Source organism: Chryseobacterium sp. SIMBA_028 (assembly GCF_046535285.1).
Taxonomy (GTDB): Bacteria; Bacteroidota; Bacteroidia; order Flavobacteriales; family Weeksellaceae; genus Chryseobacterium.
The window spans coordinates 1-392 of sequence record NZ_JAWRWZ010000070.1 but is presented as its reverse complement, the minus strand read 5'-3'; the positions used below and the strand labels follow the sequence as shown (position 1 = coordinate 392).

General features: G+C 59.7%; 1 protein-coding gene. It reads left to right on the top strand.

What is annotated here, in order from left to right:
- The coding region (locus tag SCA31_RS22575; protein ID WP_410699290.1) for a hypothetical protein at positions 1-298 on the top strand (298 nt) is incomplete at its 5' end.
- Positions 299-392: the final 94 nt, after the last annotated feature.

Sequence of the window (392 nt, the reverse complement as noted above, 5' to 3'; positions counted from 1 at the left end):
CTTCCAGCTCACCGATAGGCCCCAGCGGGAACTCGACGACATCCTCTTGGAAAAGCGCCTGGCTGATGCCGGCAATCTTCTCGTCGAGGTGGTGCTTGCGCTGCTCAAGACGTGCCACACGCTCCAGAAGAACGTCGATCTGGTCTTGCGTGGTGCCGATGGCTTCAGCCATGCGGTCACTCGCGTCGTTCATGCGGGTCAGAGCATCTTCCGCCATCTGGACGGACTGCTCGGCGTAGAGTTCACAGGTCTGGTGCTTGGGCTTGCTGGAAAGAAGGTTCATGCGCTGGCTCTCTAAGTAAGTGGTGACTTACACATGCTAGAGCGAGGCGTCGTTGTTGGCAACCATAAGTGGCCGTCAGGCTGCGCGGAGCGCCGCCGACACGGCTCTA